Here is a 22,271-nt window from a genome sequence, read left to right as displayed (position 1 = left end):
GTGTGCATAGTTTTTTTCTTTTTGCACGCTTGCACCATTACAGAACAAAGAGGCAAATATGAGCATTACTGCTGCACAAGTAAAAGAACTTCGGGAATTGTCGGGCGCTGGTATGATGGACTGCAAAGCGGCTTTGGCAGAGACTAATGGTGACATGGAAGCTGCTGTTGATTGGCTTCGTAAAAAAGGAATAGCCAAAGCAGATAAGAAGGCTGGTCGTATGGCTGCTGAGGGACTCATCGGCGTTGTATCAAAAGATTCAAGCGCGGTTTTGGTTGAAGTTAATTCTGAAACAGATTTTGTGGCGCGCAATGACTTATTTCAAGAAATTGTACGCAATGTAGCAACAGCTGCTTTGGGGACTCAAGGCAGTGTTGAATCTGTTTCGGCCTCTCTTTATCCTGGTTCTGAGAAGACAGTTGAGGCGACAATTAAAGATGCAATTGGTACAATTGGCGAAAATATGACATTTCGTCGTTCTGCTAAGCTCTCTGTTAAGGAAGGTGTCGTTGCTACTTATATACACAATAGTGTGGTTGAAGGGCTTGGCAAGCTTGGTGTTCTGGTTGCTATTGAAACAACAGGAAATAAGGAGGCTGCTACTGCTTTTGGCCGGCAGGTTGCGATGCATATTGCCGCAACTAATCCGTTGGCGCTAACAGCGGAGGATGTTGATGTCAGCGCTGTTGAGCGTGAAAAAGCGATTTTTTCAGATCAGGCACGTCAATCTGGAAAGCCTGAAAATATTATTGAAAAAATGGTGGAAGGGCGTATGCGTAAGTTTTTCGAAGAGGTCGTTTTGCTTTCTCAGGCTTTTGTTATGAATCCTGATATCACTGTTGAGGCAGCTTTAAAGGATGCTGAAAAAGCGATTGGTGCTCCATCAAAAATCACAGGTTTTATTCGTTTCGCACTGGGCGAAGGTATAGAAAAAGAGGAGTCTGATTTTGCAGCAGAGGTTGCGGCTGCTGCAAAAGGGTAGCTTTTTGTAAACTGTTGATCAGAGATTTTAAATCGTACCATTGATTATAAAATCACTGAGCGTAAAGAGTGTAATTGTTGAGAGGGCGTCACGTGGTAAAGTGGTGCCCTTAGTGGTGTCCAAAGCAAAAAGTAAAAGTGCTTTGGGGGAGGTTATCGATGGCGTTAGCGTTTCAGTATAAACGTATCCTTTTAAAGGCTTCTGGTGAAGCCCTTATGGGGGAACAGAGCTTTGGGATTGATGTTTCCGTTGCAGACCGTATCGCTGCTGATATTGCTGAAGTGCGGGCGATGGGTGTAGAAGTTGCTATTGTTATAGGTGGAGGTAATATTTTTCGCGGAGTTGCCGTTGCTTCACGTGGTGGGGATCGTGTAACCGGTGATCATATGGGAATGCTTGCAACTGCTATTAATTCTTTAGCGTTGCGAACATCATTGACAAAGTTAGGGGTAGAGACGGTTGTATTATCTGCAATTGCTATGCCACAAATTTGTGAGAGCTTTTCACAGCGTAAAGCTATAACTTATATGAATCAAGGAAAGGTCGTTATTTTTGCTGGTGGTACTGGTAATCCGTTTTTCACCACTGATTCTGCTGCTACTTTACGTGCAGCAGAAATTGGTGCAGATGTTCTTTTGAAAGGAACACAAGTAGATGGTATTTACTCTGCAGATCCCAAAATAGACCCAACGGCTAAGCGTTTTGATCAATTAACACACGTCGAGATTTTACAATGGGGGTTGTCTGTTATGGATACAACAGCGGTCACCTTAGCGCGCGAGAACAATGTACCGATCATTGTATATTCCATTCATGAAAAAGGTGGTTTAGCTAAGGTATTGAATGGAACTGGACGGTTTACAATAGTATCGGAATGAAGATAATCTTCAAGGCGTAATTAAAGGAGACAGAAATATGAGTGTTACATCGATTATGGATGATCTGAAACGTCGCATGGATGGGGCTATTTCGGCTTTTAAGCATGAATTAGGTGGTTTGCGGACTGGACGAGCATCAGCCAGTTTGTTGGAGCCGTTGACAGTTGAAGCTTATGGTTCTGTTGTACATATAAATCAAGTTGCGAATATTTCTGTTCCAGAACCACGGATGCTTTCAGTCTCTGTGTGGGATAAAACGATGGTAGGAGCTGTGGAACGTGCTATTCGCGATTCTGGCCTTGGTTTAAATCCCATCACGGACGGAATGAATTTGCGTATTCCTTTACCTGAATTAAATGAAGAACGCCGTAAAGAACTTGTAAAAATTGCGCATCATTATGCAGAGTTAGCTCGTGTTGCTACTCGCCATGTCCGTCGGGACGGCATGGATAATTTGAAGAAGTTGGAGAAAGAAGGTGAAATTGGTCAAGATGAAGCTCATGGTTTGTCAGATAAAGTTCAAAAACTTACGGATGAAACCATTGCTGATATTGATAAAATTTTGGCTGTGAAAGAATCTGAAATTATGCATGTTTGAGGCGATTTTGTTATCAGAAAAAGAATATTATATCCGTGTCGTGTAGCATCGTTCTTATAGATAATGAGAGAGAGGTGTTTTTTGACAGGGCGCGAGGTGGAGGTAAATGCATTCTTTCGCATTTTAGATGGGGCTATCTGCTAAAGAAAATTATTTAATGGGATATAAAAGTTTTTTTCAATGTAGCTTTGTTGATTTACGTGACAAAAATGTTTTATAATTGAAAGTCTTTCCAATATTCCACAGCAGATGTTAGAAAAGAAATATCATCAAAAGAAGAATGCTTTAATCTTGCTATTATTTCCCATTATAAAGGATGCAACGTGATAAATCAGAGGGTCAGTGTTTTTGCACGACGCTTTTTCAATATTTTTTAATTTTGAGGAAGATGACTGAAAATTTTCTAGAAAAATGCTTTCATATGCAGTGAATAGTGGATCTAAACTTCATAAATTTGTGTAAGTAGAAACAGCAACTTTCTCATTTTTAAGGTTGAGGAAATATTGGGGAACGTGTTTTTAGTTTGATCTTTATGCGTAAACTTTAGAAGTTGTTTTAGCTGCTTACGGGTCTTATGAAGGCCATCTTGGTATATCCGGTTATTTATGGTAAATTATCACTAAAGTTTGCCAAGATGTAAATGTGAAAATGCTGCGGTGCAAAGCTTTTTGCTTGCATGATATTGTGAGTTTGTACTTTGTTTATTGTTTGGATGGTATTTTGTCTAATCTTATTTCTCGTACTCTGACAGCTTTTGTTTTTGGTATTATTGCTTTGAGTTTGACATGGCTTGGTGGAACTTTATTTTTTTTGTTTGCATGGGTCATTGGCGGTTTTATTCTTTATGAATGGATGAGTATTACTAAAGAAAAGTGGCATATTTCACAAAAAATATTGGCGAGTGTTTTTTATTTAGTTTTTGGCTCTTTGTTGGTTTCGAATGTATCTGCTTCATTAATCTTTTGTATTTTGATAGCTTTGGCAGTGCTGTTGGCTATTATCAGTCCTATAAAAAAGGCTGGTTGGTTGTTTTTAGGTTTTGTATACGCATCTTTTCCAGTTGCATGCTTGTGCTTTTTACGGGGGCATGAGACGCTAGGATTCTGGGTTGTTATCTTCTTATTTACAGTAGTGTGGGGAACAGATATTGCTGGATATTTCTGTGGACGTGCACTTGGTGGACCTAAATTAGCACCACAATTTTCTCCTAATAAAACATGGGCAGGGGCGATTGGTGGTACGTTTGTCGGAGTTTCTGGCGGTATATTGGTTGCTTTTCAGTTTTTTGATCTTAGTGTAGAAGGTTTTTTTGTGCCATTACTTGCTTTTATTTTATCGATTGTTTCGCAATTGAGTGATTTGGGGCAATCATGGCTAAAAAGACAGTTTTCGGTTAAAGATTCCAGTTCTTTATTGCCTGGACACGGTGGCTTTATGGATCGTATGGATGGGTTGATAGGAGCTGCTTCTCTTCTTTATTTAATTGGCTCATTTATGTCTAATATGGATACACCTTTTAATCTTTTTCGCATGGTTTAATCAGGAGAAGATATCTTGGATTTTTTGAATCATATAATCGTTTTAGGCGACTTGCTTTTGAGAAGTTTGAGCGTTCTTTTTGTTGTTATGATTATCATTTTTGTGCACGAAGCTGGGCATTATCTCATTGGGCGGTGGTGCGGTATTAAGGCATCGGTTTTTTCGCTTGGATTTGGACCACAAATAGTCGGTTACACAGATAAGCATGGCACACAGTGGCGTTTAGCACTTATTCCTTTGGGGGGGTATGTAAAGTTTATTGGGGATGAAAAAGAGGCGGGTATACCATCATCCCAGTCATTTCCGATCGTTGATGGTTCATTTGCTAATGCACATGCTTGGAAAAAAGCGGCAACAGTTTTTGCTGGTCCCTTATTCAATGCCCTTTTTACCGTTGTTATTTTAACATTTTTTTTCTTTGTTTATGGCCGTGTAGCAATTGAACCGGTTGTTGGTTCTTTGGTAAAAGACTCCCCTGCTATTCAGTCTGGTTTAGCAGTGGGTGATCGTTTTATTGAAATGGATGGTCGTCGGGTTGAAAGCTTTGAAGATTTGATGAACTATGTGACTTTTCATGGTACAGGTCCTATAGAATTTAAAATGGAACGCATGGGGCGGGTATTTACGACGGTAATTACACCAAAAGTGATTGAGAAAGATGATGGATTTGGGAATCGGGTTCAGAGTGGAGTAATAGGTGTAGGTGTTCCTGTTGATCCAGATAATCCTACGCGTTTAGATCCAGCTTATGTAAAACATATTCGCTACGGTTTTGGCAAATCTGTAAGAGAAGCATCAGAACGCGCTATGTTTATTGTTACCCAAACAATTTTTTTTATAAGTCGTTTAATAGGGGGAAAAGAGGATCATTGTCGACTAAGTGGTCCCTCTAAGACGGTTAAGATTGCTTGGCAAATTAGTGAAACAGGTTTTATCTCTTTATTGAATTTTACCGCTTTTCTTTCGATAGGTATTGGACTTATTAACCTTTTTCCGATTCCGCCACTTGATGGTGGTCATTTATTATTTCATATTGTTGAGGTCATTTCTGGGAGACCAATATCAGCTAAAATTCAAGAAATTATTTTTCGCTTAGGTTTCTTTATTGTTTTCTTTTTTATACTTTTTGCGTTCTTTAATGATTATTTTTGTTGGTTTAGCTAATTAAATTATGGAAAACATTTTATAAATTGGGTAATAATAAAAAAATTATAAATCAAAAGTCGTTTACCATATCCACAAAATATTGTGGCATCGTGTGCTATAATTAGTAATTAAGGGGTGGAGAGTCTCGCTGTGAATACATTAAGGGTTGTTATGGCAGTTAGCTTTTTGAGGCATTGTGTTCAGGGAATAAAATAAGGTAAAAAAGCCAATGACTACGAATTCAAAGTTTTTAAATGCAGCATCTGTATTGGTATTAGGTTTGGGGCTGATTGCTCCAACAACAGCCTTTATGTCAATTGCGATGGTTGGAGAAGTGCAAGCATCTGTAGTCCATTCTATTGAGGTTCGCGGGAATAAATTTGTAAGTGCGCAAGCAATTAGAGACAATATGGACATCAAAGTTGGAAAGAGTTTTTCCAGTGATCATATCGATTCTGCGGTGAAACGTCTATTTGGATTAGGTTTATTTTATGATGTAAAAATAAACCAAGTAGGTGATAAGCTGGTTGTATTTGTCAAAGAATATGAGGTCGTCAATCAAGTATTATTTCAAGGAAATAAAACACTTAAAGATCCTGATCTTAAACGGTTTATTTCTTTAAAACCGAATGAGCCTTTTAATTCTGCTAAGCTTTCAGCCGATGTTAATGTGATTCGTGAAGCTTATAAGACTGTTGGTCGTAATAATGTCGCTGTTACAGTTCAAACCATCAACTTGGGAAGAGGACGTGTAAATGTGGTCTTTAATGTTGTTGAAGGCCGGAAGACAAAAATTAGTGCTATCACTTTTAAGGGGAATCATGCTTTTGGAAGCCGCCGTTTGCGTGATGTTATTTCAACAAAACCTTCAGGAATACTTTCGTTGTTGTTGAGAGGTGATGTTTATAGTGAAGAACGTTTGGCTGCTGATGAAGAAGCGCTCCGTCGTTTTTACTATAATCGTGGTTATGCGGATTTTCGTGTTATTTCCTCTAAAGCAGTTTTTGATGAAGCGCAAAATGCCTATAAAATTGACTTCATTCTTGATGAGGGCGTGCGCTATAAAATTGGCGATGTTCAAGTTGAAAGCGATGTCGATGGGATTGATGTTCAATCTATGAAAGGGATACTTAAAACCCGTTCAGGTGATGTTTATAGTGCAGAAAATATTGAACAGTCTGTTGCAATTATCAATAATAAGGCTGCTGATTCGGGATATGCTTTTGCTAAAGTTGAGCCACGGGGAAATCGTGATTTGGTAAATCATACAATTTCGATTTCATATAACATTGAACAAGGTCCCCGGGCTTATGTTCAACGTATTGAAATACGTGGTAATGAAAAGACACGTGATTATGTCATTCGCCGTGAGATTGATTTAAATGAGGGAGATGCTTACAATCAGACCTTAGTGCAGCGGGCGAAGCGTCGTTTAGAAAGCTTAGGTTTTTTTAAAGCCGTTAATATTTCAATGGTTCCGACCGATCAGTCTGACCAGATTATCTTGGTTATAGATGTAGTTGAATCCCCGACAGGAGATCTTTCTTTTTCTGGAGGGTATACAACGGGTGGTACAAGTCCTGGTATGTCACTTGAGGTATCGGTTACAGAGCGTAACCTTGGGGGACGTGGTCAATATGTTCGTTTAGGTTTAGGTGCTGGACAAGAGAAGTCCCGTAATTACAATTTATCATTTGTTGATCCTTATTTTTTGGGATACCGTTTATCCGCCGGTGTTGATATTTTTCGCAGCACTTACCGTGCGGATAAAGCATACGATGTGCGGCAGACAGGTGGATCACTTCGGTTTGGGGTTCCTATTAATGACCAATTATCTGCTAATCTAGCTTATTCTTATGTGCAGGAAGAGTATGATTTTGGTAAAGAGTATGACTTAACCAAAGACAGTGACATAAGAAAATTGTATGGAAAATATTCTGGTGCAATCGTGCAAGCGGCACAGCATAGCCCTTGGAAGCGTTCATCAATTAGTTATGGTCTAACCTATAATACAATTGACGACATGAAAAACCCACATGATGGGTGGTATGTGCGTGTTCTTCAAGAATATGCTGGCCTTGGTGGAAATGCGAAGTTCTTGAAGACAACTGGTAAAGCGATGATGTATAAGACGCTTTCTGATCGGATGGATCTTGTTGGTTTGCTTTCTGTTGGGGGTGGTTATATCCACGAAATAGGCCGAAATGGTGTTCGTATCTTCGATATGTTTAAAGCGAATACCGATATGATTCGAGGATTCAAATACAATGGAATAGGTCCGCATCAGGTTTCCAGTAAAGGTGAAGTTCATTTCTTAGGGGGAACGACGTATATGAATGCAACTGCTGAAGTTCAGTTTCCTATACCAGTTGTGCCTGAAGGATTAGGATTCCGCGGTGCTTTATTTGCAGATATTATGACGCTCTATGGCAATAATTATAAACCTACTTTTCAGGGTGAAGCGCCTGTTAGCAGTGTCAAAAGTGCATGGCGTTCATCTGCGGGTGTTAGTTTGATGTGGGATTCTCCGTTTGGACCACTGCGCTTTGATTATGCTTGGCCAATAAATAAGCAGGTAGGTGATAGTGTGCAGAAATTGAACTTTGGTATTTCTACTAAGTTCTGATTTAAAGTTTCTCCATAAAGGAAAGCTTTAAAGAGAATGGGGTAGGCTGGGAGAGAAAGTGTTTTGATGGCGGATACATTTTTTTTTACGCCGTCCCGGCGATTGACAGTTGCTAATGTTGCGGAGTTGACAGGTGCAAAACTTCTTAATCCAGAGTTTTCTAACACAGTTATAAATACTCTTTCTTCTCTTGAGAGCGCTGGAGAAGGTTCTCTTGTGTTTGTAGAGCATCGGAAGTTTTCTGATGCTCTGTTAGGGAGTTCTGCAGTTGCTGTTTTTTGTACGAATGAAATTGTTTTTAAAGTTCCTGAATCTATGGCAATTTTGGTGACGTCCACGCCGCAGCGTGATTTTGCTCAAATTGGTCGCATTTTATTTCCTGATTCTGTCAAGCCAATGCCTTGGTTTGGAAAGAGAGAGATCTCTCCGCATGCGCATATTCATCCAAGTGCTAAGTTGGCACATGATGTGTGTATTGAAGCGGGAGCTGTTATTGGTAGAAATGTTGAGATTGGTTCAGGATCTCTTATTTCATCTACTGCTGTTATAGGTGAAAACTGCCGTATCGGGTGTGACTGCTATATTGCTCCCAAGGTAACAGTTCAGTATTCCTTGATAGGTGACAGAGTTCACCTTTACCCCGGAGTTTGCATTGGGCAAGACGGTTTTGGTTATGTTGGCGGTGCTTCTGGAATTGAAAAAGTTCCACAGCTTGGTCGTGTTATCATAGAGGATTGTGTAGAGATTGGTGCAAATACAACAATTGATCGTGGAACATTTGAAGACACCATTATTGGTGAAGGAAGCAAAATTGATAATTTAGTACAGATTGCCCACAATGTGAAGATTGGTCGTTATTGCCTCATTGCTGCGCAATGCGGAATTGCTGGAAGCACATCCATAGGTGATATGTCTCAGCTTGGTGGAAGTGTGGGAGTAGCAGACCATATTGTAATAGGTAAATATGTTCAGATTGCTGCTGGTAGTGGTGTTATGAATGATATCCCAGATGGTGAGAAATGGGGAGGCAGTCCAGCGCGACCATTTAAACAATGGTTTCGTGAAGTAGCGGCGTTGCGTAATATTGGTAAAGTAAAAAAGGAAAAACGCTAATATGATTAGCATCGAAGGAACTAAAAGTTTAGAGGCTGTAGATATTGAAAAATTGCTCTCAATATTACCGCATCGTTATCCGTTTTTATTGATTGATCGCATCATTGAAATTGATGGAGAACAAAAAGCCATTGGTATTAAAAATGTAACAATTAATGAGCCGCATTTTATGGGACATTTTCCTGCAAAACCAGTTATGCCTGGGGTTTTAATTTTAGAAGCTATGGCGCAGACAGCAGGAGCAGTTTCACTTTTAAGCTTAGAGTATAAGAAAGCGAATTTGGTTTATCTCATGACTGTTGATAATGGGAAATTCCGTAAGCCGGTTGTACCTGGTGATCAACTAAGGATACATGTTCAGCTCTTAAAAAAGCGATCTGACGTAAGACGTTTTTCGTGTGTTGCGAAAGTAGAGGATGTCCGCGTTGCTGAAGCAGAAATTGCTGCGATGATTATCGAAGCGGAATAAAGAATATCATAGGAATTTAAAAATGTCCGATACGAAGATCCATCCAACTGCTCTTGTGGAGAAGGGAGCACAGCTTGGTGAGAATGTATACGTTGGTCCATTTTGTCATATCGGTTCAGAGGCTGTTATTGGTGATGGATGCAGTTTAATGAGTCATGTTGTCATAATGGGAAAGACAACGTTAGGAGCCAATAGTAAAGTATTTTCGCATGCAGTTTTGGGCGCAGACCCACAAAATAACAAACATAAAGGAGGTTGTACGACCCTTTCTATTGGTAAGAATTGTACGATTCGTGAAGGCGTAACAATGCATAGAGGGTCCGATACCAGTATGGGAATGACAATTGTTGGTGATGATTGCCAGTTTTTTTGCTATGCACATGTTGCACATGATTGCCATGTAGGGAATCATGTAACATTTGCCAATAATGTGATGATTGCTGGTCATGTTACTATTGGTGATTATGTGATTATTGGTGGCGGTTCTGCTGTGCATCAATTTGTTCGTGTTGGGCATCATGCATTCATCGGTGGTGTGTCTGCACTGGTTGGCGATCTGATTCCCTACGGGACAGCTGTTGGGGTACAGGCAAAACTTGCTGGTTTAAATATTATTGGTATGAAACGGGCGGGACTTGAGCGTAAAGATATTCATGCGTTACGCCATGCAGTTGCTATGCTTTTTGATCGCAGTAAACCCTTTAAAGAACGCGTAAGCGATGTCGCTTCTTTCTATTCCACTTCTCCGTCTGTTGTTGATGTTATTAATTTTATTAAAGAAGAAGGAAAACGCTTTTATTGTACACCAAAATTTGAAGGTGATAGAATAAAAGAAAATAGGGATTAAAAATGTCTGCCTCCAGTGCCAGAAGTTTTCTTTCCGGCCGTACTGCTATTATAGCAGGAAGTGGTGTTCTACCTATCACTGTTGCTCAGGCTCTTGAGAAACATGGACAAAATCCTTTCCTTGTACTTTTGCGTGATGAGGCAGATGCTGTACTTTATCGCTATGAGCATTGTGAGTTATCAATTGTAGAATTAGCGCAGCTCATTAAAACATTAAAAGAAGCTGCAATTTGTAATATTGTTTTGGCGGGAGGAGTAAAAAAGCGACCGCTTCTCACGCAATTGCGACTCGATTGGACAACAATATTAGCTTTACCTAAATTACTCGGGGCTTTAAGGGGGGGAGATGATGCATTATTAAAAGCTTTTATACGGGTTATTGAAGCATATGGTTTTTGTGTAATTGGTGCTCACGAGATAGTACCAGATCTTTTAGCTCCAATAAAATTCGATTTGACATTACGGCGTGCTACGCGAAAAGAAAAAAAGGATATTTTCTTAGCGGCAGAAGCAGCAAAACTTTTAGGTCAATTAGATATTGGGCAAGCAGCTGTGGCTATTAATGGGCGGGTGATTGCAGTAGAGGGAGCTGAAGGAACTGATAATATGCTATGGCGAGTTTGTGAAATGCGAGAAAGAGGGCAAATTCTGCCTAAAGGCGGTGTTCTTGTTAAATGTGTCAAACCACAACAAGATCATCGTGTTGATTTGCCATCAATTGGACCTAAAACGATAATGAATGCTGCAAAAAGTGGATTATCTGGTGTCGCCGTGGAAGCGAATAGAAGTTTGATCTTGTCTGTAAAAGAAACAGTAAAAGAAGCTAATAAACATTCACTTTTTATAGAAACATTTGAAGAGTTTAATCATGAATAATTGTTCCTTAAAAATTGCTGTTGTTGCAGGGGAGGAATCCGGTGATTTTCTTGGAGCGGATTTGATTTCTTGTTTATCTCAACAAACAGGATGTAAGATTCATCTGATTGGTGTTGGCGGGAGTCATTTAAAGGCGTTAGGTTTAAGAAGCATTTTTGATATTAATGATATTGCTTTAATAGGGTTAGGTGCAGTGTTAAAAAAACTGCCATCACTCATGGCACATATTCGTCATTTGTCCAAATTTATCGCACAAGAACAACCCGATTGTTTAATAATCATTGATAGTCCTGATTTTACGCATCGTGTTGCAAAGAAGGTGCGTATTTTAGCACCTTCTATTCCTATCATTAAATATGTTGCACCAACTGTTTGGGCATGGCGGCCGGAACGTGCTAAAGCTATGCGCAAATTTATTGACCATGTTTTAGCAGTTTTTCCTTTTGAAGAAAAGATTATGAAAGGTTTGGGTGGTCCTCCCACCAGCTATGTCGGACATCGTCTTTTAACTTATCCTCCGCTTTTGTCTGTTCAATCAGAAAAGAAACACCAATTAGAAAAAAAACAGCTGTGTAGTAAACAAGCATTATGCTCCACATTGGTTATTTTACCAGGGTCACGCAAGTTAGAAATACGCTATTTATTGCCTATTTTTAGAGAAGCGATAGAAATTCTCGCACAACGTATTTCTTATTTACGTATTATTTTACCAACATTGCCGCATTTAGTGGATGAAATTCGTTATCTTATACAGAACTGGAAAATTAATGTAGAAATTGTTGTTGGCGAAGATGCAAAATGGCGTGCTTTTGCGGATGCAGATGTCGCACTTGCGGCACATGGAACGATTTCACTTGAATTGGCATTAACAAAAATTCCCATGGTTCTTTGCTATAAACTTGATTGCTTTTCTAAATTATTTATTTTTCCCAAAATAAGGTTATGGAGCGCTGCTCTTCCAAACATTATTTCTGATAAGCCTATTGTACCAGAATATTTTAATGAATTTCTACGCCCAGGCATGTTAGCAAGGCAGATAGAACAACTTTTATATAATCCTTTATTGCGGCAAGCACAACTAGATGCTTTTGAGGTGGTGGAACAGAAAATGAAGACTGAAGTACCACCGAGTGTTGTTGGTGCGCAAACAATTATCACTCTTCTTAAAGAAAAATGGGGACACTTAGAGTTTTGTAGATGAAACAATTTTGATAATTAGTGTTTAATTTTGGCAAGAAAATTACGAGCACGTTGACATTTAGGGTTGCTAAAAAATTTATCAGATGTTGTATCTTCAATAATTTTTCCGTTTTCTAGAAAGAGTATTCTTTCTGAAACTTCGCGCGCGAAGCCCATTTCATGGGTAACGCAGAGCATTGTTATACCTGTATTTGCCAATTGAACCATAACTTCTAAAACTTCACCAACACTTTCTGGATCAAGAGCTGACGTTGGTTCATCAAAAAGCATCACTTCAGGTTCCATACAAAGTGCACGGGCAATTGCAACACGCTGTTGTTGGCCGCCAGAGAGTTGTAAAGGGTATTTCTTACAGTGTTTTTCAATTCCAACATCTGTAAGGTAACGAATTGCTCGTTCTTTTGCTTGTTGTTTAGAGAGTCCCTGAACTGTCATAGGTGCTAAAATGCAATTTTGCATAACGCTCATATGGGGAAATAAATTAAAATTCTGAAAGACCATTCCTATTTTGCGAAGAACATTTTTTTGCTGATGTAGAGGGGCAGCATGAATATCAATATTATGGACGCAAATTGAACCTTTTTGTGCTTTTTCTAATTGATTAATACAACGAATTAAAGTTGATTTTCCTGATCCGGAAGGGCCACAGATAACGATGCGTTCGCCAGTTTTAACATCGAAGTTAATATCGTAGAGTACCTGAAAATCTCCATACCATTTATTTAAATTTCGAATAGAAATCACGGGAGTTTCAGCGGTATGGACAGATTTATTATTTTTCCAATTCATTTTATTGTATTCTTTCATTGATAAATAAATTGATTAATTTAACATTTTGATTTTGCAAAGATTTTTGTGATTATCTTATTTGCCGTAAATATCGAGTAAGGCGATATTCAATAAAAACAATAAAACGATGAATAATCTCAACAATAAGAAGATAAATAAGGGCAGCCCAAACATAAACTTGTAAATCGAATGTACGTGAATAAGTTAATTTTGCAATTCCCATTAAATCATAAACAGTGATGAGTGAGGCAATGGCACTGGATTTAATCATTAAAATAACCTCATTTCCTAAGGGGCGTAATGCTACAATCATTGCTTGCGGAAGAATAATTTTAAAAAAGGTTACAGAATTGCTCAATCCCAATGCTTTTGATGCTTCACGTTGTCCAGTTGTTACGGATAGAAAACTTCCTTTAAAGATTTCGGATTGGTAGGCAGCCGAATTGAGTGCAAAAATGAAAAGACAGCAATACCATGCGTTTTGAAAGAACCACCATAGCCCAATCTGTTGCCAAAAATTGTGCATTGAACCAAGACCATAGTAAAAAAGGAAGAGTTGTGCTAATAAAGGAGATCCACGGAAAAAATAGACATAAGCATGCGCAAAATATTGTAAAAATTTATTATTTGATAGACGTGCCAATGCGATAAGTATGCCGAGAACAAAACCAATAGAACAAGCAATAAAAACAAGCTCAAAAGTAACAATAAAGCCATCAATAAATTTGAGCCCGTAACGGTCCAGAAGAACAGGATTAAAAAGGAAATAAAGCCACTCAGGAATCATTAGCTCAATACCTTTCGATATCCCGCTTGAGTGTATGTTTCCAGAGTGCGCAGGATTGCAGAGAAAAACGCTGAAAATAACAAATAGAGTAAGCATGCCACAAGATAAAACAGCATGGGTTTATCGGTGGCTGCGACTGCTAAATTCGTTTGTCGCATAAGATCAACAAGTGAAATAGTTGACACGAGAGATGTATCTTTAAGTAAAGTAAGCCAATTATTAGAGAGTCCTGGCAAAGCATTTCGAATGAGCTGAGGAAAGACAATACGAAAGAATGTGGTAGAGTTTGAAAGCCCTAAAGCTTTAGCCGCTTCATATTGACCTTTGTCAAAAATGTTGAATGCTCCAAGCCAAACTTCACAAGAAAAGGCTGCAAGAACCATACTGAGTGCAAGAACGCCGGCAACAAAAGCGTTGATACTGAACATTATTTCAATATTAAGATAATCAAGAACAATTTGAATAATATTTTGTAAGCCATAGTAGACTAAAAATAAGGTTAAAAGCTCTGGCAAGCCGCGGAATACTGATGAAAAGAGGGTCGCGGTAACTTTAGCTATCTTGATATTGGATCGAATCATCACTGCACCTAGAAGGCCTAGTGGGAGTCCCAAGAGTCCACAGCACAAAGCTAATGATAATGTCATTCCTGCACTAGAAAGTATAACCATACCCCATCCCCCATTGCTAAATGATAGCAATGCTAAATTTTCAATCATTTTTGCGCTCCCTCACAAAGAGTTAGATAAATATTTTTTTTTAAGATAAACAGTTTGTTCAATTTTAGTTCAGATTGATATTTAATAAATATCGAATGTAAAATATTTTTTCATAATTTTTTCATAAGTTCCATCTGAACGAATTTCTTTTAGCGCTTCATTAAATTTATTTTTAATGTCATTATTATTTTGACGTAGTGCAATTGCAATAGGAAATTTTGTGTCTTCGAGAGTTCCAAGAAGTTTGCAGCAACCTTTACCTTCTTTTTCAAACCAGTTTAATGCTTGCAGTTTATCCAAGATAATGACATCAAGCCGACGGCTTAAAAGGTCGCGATTAACTTCTATTGTTGTAGGATAGAGCTTAATATTCACTCCTTCAGAGGCATAATGATCTTCTGCATATGCAGCCTGTGTCGTATTTGATTGTACGCCAAGATTTTTACCTTTAAAGGCTTTTGCTGAGATTTCTTGAACTTCTGAATCTTTGCTAACAATTACAGCTAATGCTGTGTGATAATAGGGATCTGTGAAGTCAATTTTTTGTAAGCGTTCTTGTGTAGGAGCGAGAGAAGCAATGATAGCATCATATTTTTTTGCAAGAAGACCAGGAATCATTCCCTCAAAGTCCTGAGTGATGATAGTACACTCGACATTCATTTTTTTACAAAGTGCATAAGAGATATCAATATCAAAACCTTGGAGTTTGTTATTTGAGTCAATGTAACTAAATGGGGGATAGGAGCCCTCACTCGCAATTTTCAGCGTTTTCGCATCAGCCAATTGGGTGAACAGTGTCGTGCTTATTATAAGAGCTACTGCTAATAATTTCATTATGTACTCCTGTTAGATAAGCGGAAAAACATTAGATCATTATGTATTTTTATGATCTGTAAGCTCTTCTGAGAGTAATACAAAAATTCACAGGTGTTCATCTTTCTACCATTACGATAAACATCATTATCAAAAATTACATATTTTTATTAACCTTAGAGAAGAAATAAATATCTCATTGGTTGTATTATAGATTTTTTTTCACGAGATGATTTATGTTCATCATTTTATTCATAAAAATCGAGACGTTAGCTTTAAAAAAAGACAATTAAATTGACAAAAGAAAATTTTAAATCTTAAGAAGAAAAAAGTAAAATATTATTGTCATTACGGGTGTTGTGAAATGCTCAAATATCGAGGAACATATAAAATTAATTTCTTGGTAAATATGAATATTTTTCTCGCAAAAAATGACAACGCTAAATCTTTAATCATTCTTACGCTCCCTCACAAGGGGTTAGATAATGGTTTCTTGGGATAAATAGTGTGTTCAATTTTTGTTCATATTGATATTTAATAAATATCGAATGTGAAATATTTTTTCATAATTTTTTCATAAGTTCCATCCAAACGGATTTCCTTTATTGCTTCATTAAACTTATTTTTAAGGTCGTTATTATTTTTACGTAGTGCAATTGCAATAGGAAATTTTGCTTCTTCCAGAGTGCCAAGAAGTTTGCAGCAATTTTTTCCTTCATTTTCAAGCCAGTCTAACGCCTTTAGTTTATCAAAGATGGCAATATCAAGTCGATTGCTTAAAAGATCATGGTTAACTTCTATTGCTGTCGGATAAAGTTTGATATTTACCCCTTCAGAGGCATAATGATCTTCTGCATATGCAGCCTGTGTTGTATTTGATTGCATACCAAGATTTTTACCTTTAAAAGCTTCTGCCGAGATTTCTTTAACTTCTGAATCTTTGGTAACGATGACGGCGAGTGCTGTGTGATAGTATGCATCTGTGAAGTCGATCTTTTGTAACCGTTCTTTTGTGGGAGCAAGGGAGGCAATGATCGCGTCATATTTTTTTGCGAGAAGACCGGGGATAATTCCATCGAAGTCTTGATTGCTGATGGTACACTCGACATTCATTTTTTTACAAAGTGCGTAAGATATATCAATATCAAAGCCGCGGAGTTCGTTATTTGAGTCAACGTAACTAAAGGGAGGATAGGCGGCTTCAGTTGCAAGTTTCAGTGTTTTTGCATTGGCTAATTGAGTAAACAATATTGCATTTGTTATAAGGATTATTGCTAATAATTTCATTATGTTCTCCTGTTGGATAAGCCGGAAAATATTAGACGTATCATGGCATTCTATAATCTGTAAGCTCTTCTAGAGCAATGTAAAAATCCATTGATGTCTATTTTGTTATTGTTATGAGGATATCAGTATCAAAAAATATTCTATTTTTATCAAATATGCGTATGATAAATACAGAAAAAAATTTTATCTTGATGATATTGCATACGATGTTTTTCCTTTGCCATCTTATTCATGAAATTCAAGAATTTGGTTTTTGAAAACTATTTAAGTACGAGAGAGTCTAGATCTTGAAGAGGATAGGGGTTTACACAGTTTACTTGTAATCTATTTATATCTATGTAATAATACGTATTATGAATAGATTTCTTGGGATAGGTAAGGGCGTGTTTTTCCTTGTTCATCAAGATAACTACTTAAAAATTTAGCCGGCTCAAATTTGAGCTCGCTAAATACTTGCTTAATATCACGCATAACATTTTTATGCTTCTTATTACATACCTCCGCAATTTCAATGCTAGACATAGTTTGAACTGTTGCATCGTTAGCAACATTTTCTGTAATTTTTATAAGAGTGTTCATGTGAACTCCTATGCAGTTAGACGTTTCTTAATGATACTCAAAAAGAGTGCCGGGTGCTAAGAAACACGGTGCATAGTCCGTCGTCACGCTTTTCCCATAAGGGTATTGTATAGCGTAACTACACCCGACAAAACCACTATATGCCACACGCATATAATGAGTCAAAGCCTTTAATGTGCGGAAAATAAACTGTTTCAGCAATTCATCCGCTATGCATTTAAGGTGTTTTTTAGGCACCTGATTCGACAGTAGATATAACGATACTCTCTTGTCAAGTGATAAAAAACTTTTTTCTAAAAAATAATCCTATATTGTACAGTCTGTATATGAGTACATATTAAATTCGTTATTTATCAATGAGTTAAGTGTACAATGTACAGTCAATTTGAAAATTCTGTCGCTAGCGATAGTTCGCGCTAGCCTGCCCCGCAATGAAGCCAACCCGCTGGGAAGTACCTTTTACATTGATTTTTTTGGGAAAAATACAAAGTGCAAGTGATAATTTGTTTTTAAAATTGTCATAAGAACATGTAATGCATAAAACAATAAGGATATGTAATATAGAGATAAAGCTTGGGAACATGATCTAGCCTCTTTTATTGGTAGCGTATTCTTGACGAGAAAGTTGTCTCTGTATGTTTTTGGTTAGTCTTTCATTGGCATATCGTGCGATAGCACTTGCAATTTCTGGCTTGGACATCACCCCAGCAATTGAGGGTCCCTCTTGTTTTGCAATAGGGAATTGATCTCCATCCGCTCTTTGAAAAACATTACCATTCAGCTTTTTTAATTCAACACGCTTTGGAAAATTCCCCCCCCCTTGATAAAACCATGGGGCAAGATTTGTTTTTTTCCAAACATTGTGTAAGTCACACCGCGTTTTGTCTCTTTTGCTTTAAAAAATTTAAGAGGCAACGGAGTTCCAGAACCAATGATATCTGTCTCGAGAAACTTAGCTGTAGCCTTTCCTTTAATATAAACGCCTTTTTTAACGCGCTTTGATTGGGCTGATGAGATGTCAGCAACTTGCTTCTCAGTAAAGCGCTCTACTTGTTTTGCTGCGGTGTTGATAGCATTCCGCAAAGCCCAATTAAGGCGTGGTGCTTGAAGATTGGTAAAGGTATCTTTTACCTGTTGAAGATACCATTCTTGATGAATGATTAATTTCAACTTTTAAGCTTCTTGGCAGGAGGTGTTGATGGCTTGGAAACTTTAGATGTTTCGCTCTGTTGGGGTGGTGCTTCTTCAGCACCTGGTTCAGAGGATACTTGTACCACTTCTTTTTCTATTGGCTTAATTGGTTCAGTTGTCTTTTCAGATTTGGTTGTTGTTTTACTCTCCACAAAAGGTTTTGCAGCATTGGCGCGTTTGAGGCGTGCGTAGACTTGATTGGAAACCTCCACAAATGGATTACTTGGAGTTGAGGTTTCAAAACGGATAGTGCTTTTATTATCGCCAAGAACACACATTGGCTTAGTGATGATTGCTTTCATCATTGCTCCTTTTGAGTCATAATTAATGACATCATTAGTCAAATATTGATTTTTATTCTGTGAAAAACAGATTAGCCAGAATTATCAAGAAAACAGGGCTTTCTAGCCATATTAAAGGCTTGATATTTTACTGAATTTTTGGGGATATTTTTGAATTTTAGACGCAATACGACTGGTGCCGTACTGTCATTAAATACGATTTTTTACACCATGTCAACAAAAAAATCATGATCTTGTGTTTTTTTTATTTTTTTACCTAAATATGGTGTTTTTAGAAACAAAAAGGTATGTATTGACACAACCAAAAAAGAAGAAAATCTAAATATTAAGCTCGTGACGCGCTGCTGTTGCCAAAAAAGCAGATCTTGTTAAACCTCTTTCTTGTGCACAATCATCAATTGCACGTAAGAGCCCTCTTTCAATAGATATATTCGTACGTACCACTTCTGCATCATTTTCAATAAAGGGGACTTGTATTAAAAAAGCTCCTTCTGACAAAGCTGTTTTGACAGATTCCCGTTGTATGACTTCTTCAAATTTTGAAGGAATAGGCACTATATCTATATCTTCACAATAAAGTTGAAGTGCTTCTGTTGCATTTGCGATTAAATTTTCTTCCTCATCAGCAGCAGAAAAAAGCCCCTCAAAATCAGGAAACTGAATACCAAAAGCAGAATCTTCATCTTTATGAACAAGAGCAAAAAATCTTTTCATTTTTCTTCTCCTTTTTTTAACCAACCTGCTTGTAGTGCGATAGAACGTGCTGTACCAATCGGAAGATTTTTTTTAGGATGTGGAACAATAACAACCTTACCATCTTTTTTTAATTTATGATGAGAACCTTTTACTTTGACAAGTTCAAAGCCATCACGCTTTAATTTTGCAATGATTTTTCGGCTATCTTGTTCCATTTCCTAAACTCATAATGTGTAAATATATACACATTTTAATGATTTCTCATCTGATGTCAATTCTTTTTTTAACGGCTGAAATGTTTATGAAGCGCGTTAAGAGCGACCCGCAATGAATTAACAAGATGTGGTAATGTTTTGTTTTCTATGACAAGATATTGTATTGCGGCATAAAGATTATACTGTCTATAGAGGTGTTGTGCTTCTTTTATCGCCTCTTTCGTTTCTTCATAACAATGAGTTGCTCTTTCAATCCACCGTTTTTGTGCCTCCTCATTTGATGAAGGAGTAAAGTCATCATAAACAGCATTAGGCAATCCTTTTGCACATAGGTAATTGTTTTTCACTTCAATATATTTTTGCGCAGCATCATACTGGTCTTGAGTAAGCACGCCTTGCAAACACAGCCGCCCAACATAAGTACCAGCAAGCGGATTTTTAGCATCTTCTATGGTCAAACAGAAGCGTTTAGCACGCATTTCAATTGCCAATTTATCCATGGGTTCATGCGGTGTTTTTGCTCGTGAGATGCGTCCGTTTGGTTCTCTTACACATCTGTTGATCCGTGGACGACCACGTTTTGCACGTTTTTTTCTTTTTGTCATATTTTATCAATCAGAATGGAATAGCATCATTAAGAGATATGCTATGGTCAGCAGCCCCTGAAGCGATAGCATAACTTTGAGAAGTAATAGGTGAAGGGGTAGGGGATGCCGATTGCTCTTTTTTGGCATCAAGCAAATACAATTCACCTTTGAATTGTGGTAAGACAATCTCTGTTGTATAATGGTCATGCCCATTTTTATCTTGCCATTTGCGTGTCTGTAATTTTCCTTCTATGTAAACCTTTGAACCTTTGTTTAGATATTGAAGTGCAATTTTTGCCAAATGTGGATTAAAAATCACAACTGAATGCCATTCTGTTTTCTCTACTTTTTGATTGTTTTTTTATCTGTATAGCTCTCAGAAGTCGCTATACTAAAATTGACTATTTCTGCTCCAGAATTCATGGTTTTGCTTTCGGGATTAGCACCAAGGCGCCCGATTAACGTCACTTTATTTAGCATATTTTTAGCCCCATTAGATTTACAATTTATATGCATATAATCTTAGCATAATTTGCTTATTTACTCAATTATTTCAGTTAATTAATAACGGTTTTTTAAAGTATTAGATTATAATACTGCTTGATAAATTATTTAAGCAAAAAGTCATGTCTTACACATGGTATAGCTTTTTCGTTTTGCCTTCAGTTTTTCAATAAGCATCATCTAAATTAGCAAAGTCTGTATCAAGCTTTTTTGTACGATTTATTGTTGACTATCGAACCTTTTTGTGCGATATTAGTTTTATTACGAAAGTGGGAGAGGGTGAATGAAAAGAGAAGCGCTGCTTAGGGAATTACGTAAAGAAGCCAGAAAAAGAGGTATTCATTACAGTGAGGCTCCAGATGCAGGCAAAGGGTCACATAATTTGGTAACTTTTGGAGATAAGACGACCGTTATAAAATCTGGTGAATTAACCCCACTCTATGTGAAAATAATCAAAAAACAGTTAGGGGTATGAAGTTTTCTAAATGTTTTTATACCTCTCACAGAAGCACTTTCATAATAGCAAGGAGATTTAGAGATATGGAATATACTTATCAAGCAAAATTTGAAACTGATCCAGATGGTGGTTTTGTTGTAACCTTTCCAGATGTACCAGAAGCAATAACAGCTGGAGAAAATAGAGCAGAGGCATCAGAGAATGCCGTTGAAGCGTTAGGATTGGCATTACGTAGCTATCCAATGCGTGGTTTGCCTCTCCCTACACCACAACAGTATAAAGATCTTGTAGAGGTAACAGTAGATGCGTGGAATGCCCTTAAGCTCGCAGTGGTAGAAGCTTTTCATGAAGCGAATATTACAAAAACAGAGTTAGCTCATCGTTTGGGTAAGAAAGAAACCGAAGCAAGACGCATTCTTGACCTAAACTATCCAACTAAGCTTCAAACACTAGAGCAAGCACTGACTGTTCTTGGTAAGCAGGTGGTTATCACAATCAAAGATGCAGCTTGATCTTCTCCTCCATTTAAATGCGTCAAGCAGCTTCTGATAGTTTTTTTATCTCTCTGTTGATCTCCTCTATAAGAGGTTCGACATTCAGAACGCTTTTAGGTACAGCACCACCATAAACCCACGCTTTCACTTGCGCTTTGGTACTGAAATCCGCATTCTTAGGTGTTTTGTAATACTGACCGCCATCAAATTTTTCACACTCTCTTGTGCCGTCTTCATATTCATAGAGATTGTAAAAATACTCTGCCGCCCCATCTCCCCATGGAACATAACCAACAGCTGTTGCAACAAACTTTTTTTGCATTGGTTGTTTACGTTTTGTTAAGAACAGATGCTTTAAAATTTTCATGCTTTTAGTCCATAATTTTACCAACTGGTCTATTTGCCTTAAATTTGACCGTATAATAGCGTTTTATTTTTTATGTAGGTTTTTATCATAAAATCTTTAAACCGCTTTGTACGGTACCTTTTTATCGATTTAAATGCATATCTAATTACAAAACCATTAGCACTTTTCACTATTTTGCTGGTTTAAGCCGCTTTACCACGCTGCCCTTCAC

24 protein-coding genes and 2 pseudogenes are annotated in these 22,271 nt (G+C 37.6%); 13 read left to right on the top strand and 13 right to left on the bottom strand.

The window, feature by feature from the left end:
* Positions 1 to 58 precede the first annotated feature (58 nt).
* The 11 genes from tsf (at position 59) to lpxB (ending at position 12,274) form a co-directional block, all read left to right on the top strand.
* The gene (gene tsf / locus ABD915_RS05875; RefSeq protein WP_345116475.1) at positions 59 to 982 is read left to right on the top strand and encodes a translation elongation factor Ts; all 924 of its coding nucleotides are present in this window, start codon (positions 59 to 61) and stop codon (positions 980 to 982) included.
* A 158-nt stretch (positions 983 to 1,140) separates the two neighbouring features.
* Positions 1,141 to 1,860, top strand: a complete 720-nt coding sequence (gene pyrH, locus ABD915_RS05870) for a UMP kinase (protein WP_345116472.1) — start codon at positions 1,141 to 1,143, stop codon at positions 1,858 to 1,860.
* Between the two features lie 37 nt (positions 1,861 to 1,897).
* Positions 1,898 to 2,458 (top strand): ribosome recycling factor, encoded by a 561-nt coding sequence (gene frr / locus ABD915_RS05865; protein ID WP_345116470.1) that lies wholly within the window; start codon positions 1,898 to 1,900, stop codon positions 2,456 to 2,458.
* 720 nt (positions 2,459 to 3,178) lie between these two features.
* On the top strand, positions 3,179 to 3,997 hold the full coding sequence (locus ABD915_RS05860; RefSeq protein ID WP_345116468.1) for a phosphatidate cytidylyltransferase: 819 nt from the start codon (positions 3,179 to 3,181) through the stop codon (positions 3,995 to 3,997).
* A 15-nt stretch (positions 3,998 to 4,012) separates the two neighbouring features.
* Positions 4,013 to 5,161, top strand: a complete 1,149-nt coding sequence (locus ABD915_RS05855) for a M50 family metallopeptidase (protein WP_345116466.1) — start codon at positions 4,013 to 4,015, stop codon at positions 5,159 to 5,161.
* Between the two features lie 211 nt (positions 5,162 to 5,372).
* Positions 5,373 to 7,769: an outer membrane protein assembly factor BamA gene (gene bamA / locus ABD915_RS05850; RefSeq protein WP_345116463.1), complete on the top strand. Its 2,397-nt coding sequence runs from the start codon at positions 5,373 to 5,375 to the stop codon at positions 7,767 to 7,769.
* Between the two features lie 66 nt (positions 7,770 to 7,835).
* On the top strand, positions 7,836 to 8,882 hold the full coding sequence (gene lpxD / locus ABD915_RS05845) for a UDP-3-O-(3-hydroxymyristoyl)glucosamine N-acyltransferase (protein ID WP_345116460.1): 1,047 nt from the start codon (positions 7,836 to 7,838) through the stop codon (positions 8,880 to 8,882).
* Between the two features lies 1 nt (position 8,883).
* Positions 8,884 to 9,351 (top strand): 3-hydroxyacyl-ACP dehydratase FabZ, encoded by a 468-nt coding sequence (gene fabZ / locus ABD915_RS05840; protein WP_345116457.1) that lies wholly within the window; start codon positions 8,884 to 8,886, stop codon positions 9,349 to 9,351.
* Between the two features lie 22 nt (positions 9,352 to 9,373).
* Entirely contained in the window at positions 9,374 to 10,198 is an 825-nt protein-coding gene (gene lpxA / locus ABD915_RS05835; RefSeq protein WP_345116454.1) for an acyl-ACP--UDP-N-acetylglucosamine O-acyltransferase, read from the top strand.
* Between the two features lie 2 nt (positions 10,199 to 10,200).
* The gene (locus tag ABD915_RS05830) at positions 10,201 to 11,073 is read left to right on the top strand and encodes an LpxI family protein (protein WP_345116452.1); all 873 of its coding nucleotides are present in this window, start codon (positions 10,201 to 10,203) and stop codon (positions 11,071 to 11,073) included.
* A complete protein-coding gene (gene lpxB, locus ABD915_RS05825; RefSeq protein WP_345116449.1) occupies positions 11,066 to 12,274 on the top strand; it encodes a lipid-A-disaccharide synthase in 1,209 nt (402 codons plus the stop codon). The genes ABD915_RS05830 and lpxB overlap by 8 nt, the downstream gene beginning before the upstream one ends.
* A gap of 14 nt (positions 12,275 to 12,288) precedes the next feature.
* Here lpxB and ABD915_RS05820 read toward each other — a convergent pair whose 3' ends face one another.
* The 12 genes and pseudogenes from ABD915_RS05820 to ssb form a co-directional block, all read right to left on the bottom strand.
* Positions 12,289 to 13,062 carry an amino acid ABC transporter ATP-binding protein gene (locus ABD915_RS05820; protein ID WP_345116446.1) on the bottom strand — a complete coding sequence of 258 codons (774 nt, stop codon included), beginning with the start codon at positions 13,060 to 13,062 and terminating at the stop codon, positions 12,289 to 12,291.
* A gap of 70 nt (positions 13,063 to 13,132) precedes the next feature.
* Entirely contained in the window at positions 13,133 to 13,849 is a 717-nt protein-coding gene (locus ABD915_RS05815; protein WP_345116443.1) for an ABC transporter permease, read from the bottom strand.
* Positions 13,849 to 14,568 (bottom strand): ABC transporter permease, encoded by a 720-nt coding sequence (locus ABD915_RS05810; protein WP_345116440.1) that lies wholly within the window; start codon positions 14,566 to 14,568, stop codon positions 13,849 to 13,851. The genes ABD915_RS05815 and ABD915_RS05810 overlap by 1 nt, the downstream gene beginning before the upstream one ends.
* Before the next feature lie 81 nt (positions 14,569 to 14,649).
* The gene (locus ABD915_RS05805; RefSeq protein ID WP_345116437.1) at positions 14,650 to 15,402 is read right to left on the bottom strand and encodes a transporter substrate-binding domain-containing protein; all 753 of its coding nucleotides are present in this window, start codon (positions 15,400 to 15,402) and stop codon (positions 14,650 to 14,652) included.
* A gap of 513 nt (positions 15,403 to 15,915) precedes the next feature.
* The gene (locus tag ABD915_RS05800; protein WP_345116433.1) at positions 15,916 to 16,668 is read right to left on the bottom strand and encodes a transporter substrate-binding domain-containing protein; all 753 of its coding nucleotides are present in this window, start codon (positions 16,666 to 16,668) and stop codon (positions 15,916 to 15,918) included.
* 351 nt (positions 16,669 to 17,019) lie between these two features.
* On the bottom strand, positions 17,020 to 17,247 hold the full coding sequence (locus ABD915_RS05795; protein ID WP_345116430.1) for a Rha family transcriptional regulator: 228 nt from the start codon (positions 17,245 to 17,247) through the stop codon (positions 17,020 to 17,022).
* Positions 17,248 to 17,833: 586 nt separating this feature from the next.
* Positions 17,834 to 18,417: pseudogene (locus tag ABD915_RS05790) on the bottom strand (hypothetical protein).
* The gene (locus tag ABD915_RS05785; RefSeq protein ID WP_345116524.1) at positions 18,414 to 18,740 is read right to left on the bottom strand and encodes a hypothetical protein; all 327 of its coding nucleotides are present in this window, start codon (positions 18,738 to 18,740) and stop codon (positions 18,414 to 18,416) included. Before ABD915_RS05785 ends, ABD915_RS05790 begins: the two are co-directional and overlap by 4 nt.
* A 318-nt stretch (positions 18,741 to 19,058) precedes the next feature.
* Positions 19,059 to 19,454 carry a type II toxin-antitoxin system HicB family antitoxin gene (locus ABD915_RS05780; RefSeq protein WP_345116428.1) on the bottom strand — a complete coding sequence of 132 codons (396 nt, stop codon included), beginning with the start codon at positions 19,452 to 19,454 and terminating at the stop codon, positions 19,059 to 19,061.
* A complete protein-coding gene (locus ABD915_RS05775; RefSeq protein ID WP_345116425.1) occupies positions 19,451 to 19,651 on the bottom strand; it encodes a type II toxin-antitoxin system HicA family toxin in 201 nt (66 codons plus the stop codon). The genes ABD915_RS05780 and ABD915_RS05775 overlap by 4 nt, the downstream gene beginning before the upstream one ends.
* A gap of 68 nt (positions 19,652 to 19,719) precedes the next feature.
* The gene (locus ABD915_RS05770; RefSeq protein ID WP_345116422.1) at positions 19,720 to 20,256 is read right to left on the bottom strand and encodes a hypothetical protein; all 537 of its coding nucleotides are present in this window, start codon (positions 20,254 to 20,256) and stop codon (positions 19,720 to 19,722) included.
* A gap of 10 nt (positions 20,257 to 20,266) precedes the next feature.
* Positions 20,267 to 20,718 (bottom strand): annotated as a pseudogene (gene ssb, locus ABD915_RS05765) (single-stranded DNA-binding protein).
* 307 nt (positions 20,719 to 21,025) lie between these two features.
* Here ssb and ABD915_RS05760 point away from each other — a divergent pair.
* Positions 21,026 to 21,217: a hypothetical protein gene (locus tag ABD915_RS05760; protein WP_345116419.1), complete on the top strand. Its 192-nt coding sequence runs from the start codon at positions 21,026 to 21,028 to the stop codon at positions 21,215 to 21,217.
* Between the two features lie 65 nt (positions 21,218 to 21,282).
* Positions 21,283 to 21,711 (top strand): type II toxin-antitoxin system HicB family antitoxin, encoded by a 429-nt coding sequence (locus ABD915_RS05755; RefSeq protein WP_345116416.1) that lies wholly within the window; start codon positions 21,283 to 21,285, stop codon positions 21,709 to 21,711.
* A gap of 22 nt (positions 21,712 to 21,733) precedes the next feature.
* On the opposite strand, the gene ABD915_RS05750 is transcribed toward ABD915_RS05755, so the two are convergent.
* The gene (locus ABD915_RS05750; RefSeq protein WP_345116413.1) at positions 21,734 to 22,060 is read right to left on the bottom strand and encodes a hypothetical protein; all 327 of its coding nucleotides are present in this window, start codon (positions 22,058 to 22,060) and stop codon (positions 21,734 to 21,736) included.
* Positions 22,061 to 22,271: the final 211 nt, after the last annotated feature.

The sequence above is a fragment of the Bartonella jaculi genome, from assembly GCF_039543045.1.
GTDB classification, from domain to species: domain Bacteria; phylum Pseudomonadota; class Alphaproteobacteria; order Rhizobiales; family Rhizobiaceae; genus Bartonella; species Bartonella jaculi.
The sequence above is the reverse complement of the archived record's forward strand: the minus strand, read 5'-3'. Positions and strand labels throughout refer to the sequence as shown.